Source organism: Bradyrhizobium sp. USDA 3240 (assembly GCF_054063295.1).
The window spans coordinates 8,923,469-8,931,233 of the sequence record NZ_JBSSGD010000002.1 but is presented as its reverse complement, the minus strand read 5'-3'; the positions used below and the strand labels follow the sequence as shown (position 1 = coordinate 8,931,233).

General features: G+C 67.0%; 2 protein-coding genes and 1 pseudogene. 2 read left to right on the top strand and 1 reads right to left on the bottom strand.

Features of this window, described 5'->3' with window-relative positions; genetic code table 11:
* The coding region (locus ACVIGA_RS42580; RefSeq protein WP_456670706.1) for a hypothetical protein at positions 1–253 on the bottom strand (253 nt) is incomplete at its 3' end.
* 88 nt (positions 254–341) lie between these two features.
* Between ACVIGA_RS42580 and ACVIGA_RS42575 the strand changes: the two are divergent.
* Positions 342–5,550: pseudogene (locus tag ACVIGA_RS42575) on the top strand (alpha-2-macroglobulin family protein).
* Positions 5,551–5,648: 98 nt separating this feature from the next.
* Entirely contained in the window at positions 5,649–7,760 is a 2,112-nt protein-coding gene (gene pbpC, locus ACVIGA_RS42570) for a penicillin-binding protein 1C (protein ID WP_456670705.1), read from the top strand.
* Positions 7,761–7,765: the final 5 nt, after the last annotated feature.

Here is a 7,765-nt window from a genome sequence, read left to right as displayed (position 1 = left end):
TGCAACCCGCGGAGTAGAAATCCGCTACTCTATCCAGTTGAGCTACGGGACCGTGGCCGCCTTGTAGCACCCGCAATATGAAAAATCCGCCTTTCCGCCAAGTCTGTCCGAACCGATTTTTGTGGTCGGACGACAAAGGCGAGCAGGGGTCCCGTCCTGTGTTGGCCAGACCAGCCCGCCGAGCCGGCATCATGCTGCCGCCGGGGCCGGTCGAAGGAATGTCGGCAATGCAATCTGCGACGTTTTCGTCCATTCATGTCGGCGCCTTCACTCCGTCACCTTTTCGCGCATTTTTTAACCCCAACGCGGCGGTCGACCGCGGGGCGTCCAGGAGCTCCATCATGATCGGATTGGTTCGTGCGGCCGCACTTTGCGCCACGCTGGCGCTCGGCCTGGTGAGCGCCCAGGCGTCGGACAAGGCCTTCAAGCGCGACGATCTCGCCGATTCCGCGATCAAGCTGGAGGCCCAGATCAAGAGCGAGGCGGGCGCGGTCAACAAGTCGGCCGCGACCCTGCGCACCGACGCGGACGCAGCCTTCAAGCGCAATGATTTCCGCGGCGGGCTCACGATCCTCGGCCAGATCGCGGCAACCGCGCCCGAGGACGGCGCCAACTGGCTGCGGCTTGCCAAAACCGTCTTCCAGATCCGATCGGCCAGCTCCAGCGAACAGACCTTCCTGATGGAGCGCGCCTCCACCGCCGCCTACATCGCCTATCAGCGCGCCGGCAATGCGGGCGAGGAGGCCGATTCGTTGGCCGTGCTCGGCAAGGCGCTCGCGGAGCGCAAGCTGTGGCGTCCGGCGCTCGACGCGCTGCGGCTGTCGCTGGATCAGCGCGAGGTCGCCGATGTGCGCGGCCAATATGAGAAGATGCGCGACGAGCACGGCTTCCGGCTGCTCGATTATACCGTCGATTCCGACGCCGCCTCGCCGCGGGCCTGCTTCCAGTTCTCCGAGGAGCTCGCCAAGCGCGTCGACTTCGCGCCGTATCTCGCATTGGCCGGCACCGACAAGCCGGCTCTGTCGGCGGAAGGCCAGCAGCTCTGCGTCGACGGGCTGAAGCACGGCGAGCGCTACAACATCAATCTGCGCGCCGGCCTGCCGTCGACCGTCAAGGAGACCCTGCCGAAATCGGCCGAGTTCAACATCTATGTCCGCGACCGCAAGCCGTTCGTGCGGTTCACCGGGCGCGCCTATGTGCTGCCGCGGACCGGCCAGCGCGGTATCCCGGTGGTCAGCGTCAACACGCCGGCGGTTACGGTCAACGTGTTCCGGATCGGCGACCGCAACTTGATCAACACCGTGATCGACAGCGACTTCCAGAGCACGCTGAGCCGCTATCAGCTCTCCGATCTCGGTGACCAGCGCGGCGTCAAGGTGTGGTCCGGCGAGCTGGCCACCGCCACCACGCTGAACCAGGACGTCGTCACCGCATTTCCGGTCGACCAGGCGCTCGGCGATCTGCAGCCGGGTGTCTACGTCATGACCGCCGCGGCCAAGGGGCCGGGCAGCGACGACGACGGCACGCTGGCGACGCAATGGTTCATCGTTTCCGACATGGGCCTGTCGGCCTTCTCCGGCAATGACGGTATCCACGTCTTCGTCAACTCGCTGGCCTCCACTGAAGCGGTTGCCAATGCCGAGGTGAAGCTGGTCGCCCGCAACAACGAGATCCTGGCCACGCGCAAGACCGATGCAGCGGGTCATGTGCTGTTCGAGCAGGGGCTGGCGCGCGGCGAGGGCGGATTGTCGCCGGCGCTGCTGACGGTCACGGGCGAGAAGGCCGACTACGCCTTCCTGAGCCTGAAGACCAACGCCTTCGACCTGACGGACCGCGGCGTCGCGGGCCGGGCAATCCCGGCCGGCGCGGACGCCTTCGTCTACGCCGAGCGCGGTGTCTACCGTTCCAACGAGACCGTCTATTTGACCGCGCTGCTGCGCGACGGACAGGGCAACGCCCTGACCGGGACGCCGCTGACCATGGTGATCGAGCGGCCCGACGGCGTCGAATTCCGCCGCACCGTGCTGCCCGACCAGGGCGCAGGCGGCCGCATGCTGGCGGTGGCGCTCAACTCTGCGGTGCCTACGGGCACCTGGCGGGCGCGCGTCTTTACCGATCCCAAGGGCTCGTCGGTCGGCGAGACCACCTTCATGGTCGAGGACTACATCCCCGAGCGGGTCGAATTCGACCTGACCAGCAAGGAGAAGGTGATCAAAGCTGAAGTTCCAGTGGAACTTCAGGTTTCCGGCCACTTCCTCTATGGCGCGCCGGCCTCGGGCCTGCAGCTCGAAGGTGACATGCTGGTCGCACCAGCAGCAGCCGGCCGGCCCGGCTACGCCGGCTACCAGTTCGGCGTCGACGACGAGCAGACCGCGAGCAATGAGCGGACCCCGATCGAGGACCTGCCGGAGGCCGATGCGAACGGCGCGGCGAGCTTCCCGGTCAAGCTCGACAAGGTCCCGGCCTCGACCCGGCCGCAGGAAGCCCAGATCTTCATCCGTATGGCGGAGACTGGAGGCCGTTCGGTCGAGCGCAAGATCGTGCTGCCGGTGGCGCCTGCGGCCTCGCTGATCGGCGTCAAGCCGCTGTTCGGTGACAAGAGTGTGGCCGAGGGCGACAAGGCCGAGTTCGACGTCGTGTTCGTCGCGCCCGACGGCAAGCAGCTGTCGCGCAACGGGCTGCGCTACGAGCTGTTGAAGCTTGAGTCGCGTTACCAATGGTACCGGCAGAATTCGTCCTGGCAGTATGAGCCGGTCAAATCGACCCGCCGCGTTTCCGACGGCGACGTCAATCTCGCCGCCGACAAGCCGATGCGCCTGACCTTTCAGCCGCAGCCCGGCCGCTACCGGCTCGATGTGAAATCGACCGACGCCGACGGTCCGGTGACCTCGGTGCAGTTCGATGTCGGCTGGTATTCCGACGGCAGTGCCGACACGCCCGACCTGCTCGAAACCTCGATCGACAAGCCGGAATATCAGTCCGGCGACACCATGACGGTGTCGGTCAACGCCCGCACGGCCGGCAAGCTCACGGTCTACGTGCTGGGCGACCGCCTGCTGACGACCCAAAGCGTCGACGTCAAGGAGGGCACCCAGCAGGTCAAGCTTCCGGTCGGCAAGGACTGGGGCACCGGTGCCTATGTCATGACGACGCTGCGCCGTCCGCTCGATGCCGCCGCTGGACGCATGCCCGGTCGCGCGATCGGGCTGAAATGGTTCGGCATCGACAAGAAGACACGTACACTGGCCGTCGAGCTTTCGCCGCCCGCCTTGGTGCGGCCGGGCACGGCGCTGAAGATCCCGGTCAAGCTCGGCGGGCTCAATCCTGGTGAAGATGCCAAGGTGGTGCTGGCCGCGGTCGATGTCGGCATCCTCAATTTGACCAACTACAAGCCGCCCGCGCCGGATGACTATTATCTCGGCCAGCGCCGCCTGACCGCCGAGATCCGTGACCTCTATGGCCAGCTGATCGACGGCATGCAGGGCACGACCGGCCAGATCCGCAGCGGCGGTGACGCCGCCGGTGCCGAGCTGCAGGGCTCGCCGCCCACGCAGAAGCCGCTGGCGCTCTATTCCGGCATCGTCACGGTCGGCCCCGACGGCACCGCCGAGGTGAGCTTCGACATCCCCGAATTCGCCGGCACCGCGCGAGTGATGGCGGTGGCGTGGAGCGCCACCAAGCTCGGCCGCGCCAATGTTGATGTCATCGTGCGCGATCCCGTGGTGGTGACGGCGACCTTGCCGCGCTTCCTGCTGACCGGTGACAAGGGCACCATCAGCATGGATATCGACAATGTCGAAGGCGCCGCCGGCGACTACGCCGTCAGCGTCAAGGCGAGCGGCCCGATCAAGGCTTCAGGCAATCCGACCACGACGGTGAAGCTCGCCGCCAAGCAGCGCACCTCGCTGTCGCTCGGCCTCGAGGCCGGCGGCGCGGGTCGTGCCGATTTCGACGTCGACATATCAGGGCCGAACGGGATGACGCTGGCGCGGCACTATGCGCTCGACGTCAAGCCGGCGACCCAGGTGCTGGCGCGCCGCTCGATCCGCACGCTTGCGAAAGGCGAGAGCCTGACGCTGACCTCGGACATGTTCTCCGATCTGGTGCCGGGCACCGGCAGCGTGTCGGTCTCGGCGAGCCTGTCGACGGCGCTCGATGCGGCGAGCATCCTGAAGGCGCTCGACCGCTACCCCTATGGCTGCTCCGAGCAGATCACGAGCCGCGCGTTGCCGCTGCTCTATGTCAACGATCTCGCTGCCGGCGCCCATCTTGCGATGGATACCGCGGTCGACCAGCGCATCCGCGACGCGATCGAGCGCCTCCTTGCTCGTCAAGGCTCCAATGGCTCGTTCGGCCTGTGGTCGGCGGGCGGCGATGACGCCTGGCTCGACGCCTACGTCACCGACTTCCTGACCCGGGCCCGCGAAAAGGGCTTTGCGGTGCCGGACGTGCTGTTCAAGAACGCACTCGACCGCGTCAGGAACTCGGTGGTCAATGCCAACGAGCCGGAGAAGGACGGGGGCCGCGACCTGGCCTACGGCCTCTACGTGCTCGCGCGCAACGGCGCCGCGCCGATCGGCGACCTGCGCTATCTCGCCGATACCAAGCTGAACAATCTGGCGACGCCGATCTCCAAGGCGCAGCTTGCTGCGGCGCTGGCGCTGGTCGGCGACAAGGCGAGGGCGGAGCGGGTCTATGGTGCTGCGCTCGATGCGCTGAACCCCAAACCGGTGATCGAGTTCGGCCGGGTCGATTACGGCTCGGCGCTGCGCGATGCGGCGGCGCTGGTCTCGCTCGCAGGCGAGGGCAATGCGCCGCGCACCACGCTGACGCAGGCCGTGCTGCGGGTCGAGGCGGCGCGGGGGCTGTCGCCCTACACCTCGACGCAGGAGAATGCGTGGATGGTGCTGGCGGCACGCGCGCTCGCCAGGGAGACGATGGCGCTCGACATCAACGGCCAGCCGGTCAAGACCGCGGTCTATCGCAGCTACAAGGCCGAGGAGATGACGGGCCAGCCGCTGAAGATCACCAACACCGGCGATGCGCCGGTGCAGGCGGTGATCTCGGTGTCGGGCTCACCGGTGACACCGGAACCCGCGGCCTCCAACGGCTTCAAGATCGAGCGCAGCTACTTCACGCTCGACGGCAAGCCGGCGGACGTCGCCAAGGCGAAACAGAATGACCGCTTTGCGGTTGTCCTGAAGGTGACGGAAAGCCAAACCCGAATTCGGTCACATCATGGTGGCCGACTATTTGCCGGCGGGGCTCGAGATCGACAACCCGAATCTGGTGTCGTCGGGCGATTCCGGCACGCTCGAGTGGATCGAGGATGGTGTCGAGCCCAAGAACACCGAGTTCCGCGATGACCGCTTCACCGCGGCGATCGACCGCGGCGCCAACGACAAGTCGGTGTTCACCGTCGCCTATGTCGTGCGCGCGGTGTCGCCCGGCAAATACGTGCTGCCGCAGGCCTATGTCGAGGACATGTACAACCCCTCGCGCTACGGCCGCAGCGGCACCGGTGCTGTCGAGGTGAAGCCGGCGAAATGAGTGATCGCGGAATGAGCAAGGACGCCCGTCCAAAACTCTTCTCGTCATGGCCAGGCTTGACCCGGCCATCCAGGGACGCGTCCGTTGGCAAGAAAGACGTGGATGCCCGGGTCAAGCCCGGGCATGACAAGCGTGGCGGGCGGTTGGCGCTTCGCGTCGTCGGCGCTGTTGCGATCGTGCTTGTCATGGTTGCTGCGGCCTTCGCCGCCTGGGTCGTGTCGCTCGGGCCTCTGCCACTCGATGGGGCACGGCAGGTCTCGACCACGGTCATCGACCGCAACGGAAAACTGTTGCGCGCCTATGCGATGGCGGATGGACGCTGGCGGCTGCCGGTCGACGCGAAGGCCGCAGTCGATCCTGGCTATCTGAAGCTGTTGTTCGCCTATGAGGACAAGCGCTTCTATGAGCATCACGGCGTCGATCCTCTGGCGCTGTCGCGCGCCGGCTTCCAGCTGCTCACTCGCGGCCATATCGTCTCGGGCGGTTCGACGATCACGATGCAGCTCGCGCGGCTGATCGAGCCGCGGCACCAGCGCTCGGTCTACGCAAAACTGCGGCAGATGGTGCGCGCGGTTGAACTGGAGCGGCAGCTCCCCAAGGACCAGATCCTCGATCTCTACCTCGCGCTGGCGCCGTTCGGCGGCAACCTCGAGGGCGTGCGCGCCGCCTCGATCGCCTATTTCGGCAAGGAGCCGAAGCGGCTGTCGCTCGCGGAGGCCGCGCTGCTGGTGGCGCTGCCGCAATCGCCGGAGCGGCGGCGGCTCGATCGTTATCCGGACGCTGCCCACGCCGCGCGCGACCGCGTGCTCGACCGCATGGTCGAGGACGGTGTGGTGTCGAAGGACGACGCCGCGCAGGCCCGCGCAACGCCTGTGCCGAAGCTGCGCAGGCAGATCCCGATCCTGGCGCCGCATTCATCCGATCAGGCGATCGCGACGATGAAGGATTCGCCCGTCATCAAGCTGACGCTGGACGCCTCACTGCAACGGAACCTGGAGGCGCTGGCGCGCGACCGCGCCATCGCGCAGGGACCTGACGTCTCGGTTGCGATCGTCGTGGTCGACAACGAGACGGGTGACGTGCTCGCACGTGTCGGCTCGGCAGATTATTTCGACGACCGGCGCGCCGGGCAGGTCGACATGACGCGCGCGGTGCGCTCGCCGGGCTCGACACTGAAGCCGTTCATCTATGGCCTCGCTTTCGAAGACGGCTTTGTTCATCCCGACAGTTTGATCGAGGATCGGCCGATCCGGTTCGGCACTTACGCGCCGGAAAATTTCGACATGACGTTCCAGGGCACGGTGCCGATCCGCAAGGCGCTGCAATTGTCGCTGAACGTTCCGGCGATCGCGCTGCTCGACCGGGTCGGCGCGAGCCGCCTGTCGTCGCGGCTGAAGCAGGCCGGCACCAACCTCGTATTGCCGAAGGATGAGGCGCCGGGCCTTGCGATGGGCCTCGGCGGCGTCGGCATCACGCTGCAGGATCTCGCCCAGCTCTATTCGGGTTTGGCGCGGCTCGGCGCGACCAAGCCGCTGCGCGAGATCATGCAGGCGAATGACAACCGTGACACGATGAGGCTGATGGATCAGGCGGCGGCCTGGCAGGTCGGCAATGTCCTGCTCGGCACCCCGCCGCCGGAGAACGGCGTGCATAACCGGATCGCGTTCAAGACCGGCACCAGCTACGGCTATCGCGATGCATGGTCGGTCGGCTTCGACGGCCGCATCACGATCGGCGTCTGGGTCGGCCGCCCGGATGGTGCACCGGTGCCGGGCCTGGTTGGGCGCACGGCGGCGGCGCCCATCTTGTTCGACGCCTTTGCGCGCACCGGCAAGATCCCGGCGGCGTTGCCGAAGCCGCCGCGCGGCGTGCTGGTCGCCTCCAACGCAAAACTGCCGCCGCCGCTGCGCCGGTTCCGGCCGCTTGGCGAACTAGTCCGCAGCGGCAACGACCAGGCGCCACACATCCAGTTTCCTCTGAACGGCTCACGCATCGACGTCGATCAATCGGAGGGCGGCCGCCAAGCGGCGATGCCGGTCAAGGTCGCCGGCGGGGTGCTGCCGCTCACGGTACTCGTGAACGGTGTCTCAGCCGGGGACATCGACAGCCGGCGCCAGCGCCTGATCGACCCGCCCGGGCCGGGCTTCGCGCGGCTCACCGTGATCGACGCCACGGGGGCAGCGGATACCGTTGTGATCCGCGTGCAATGATCGCC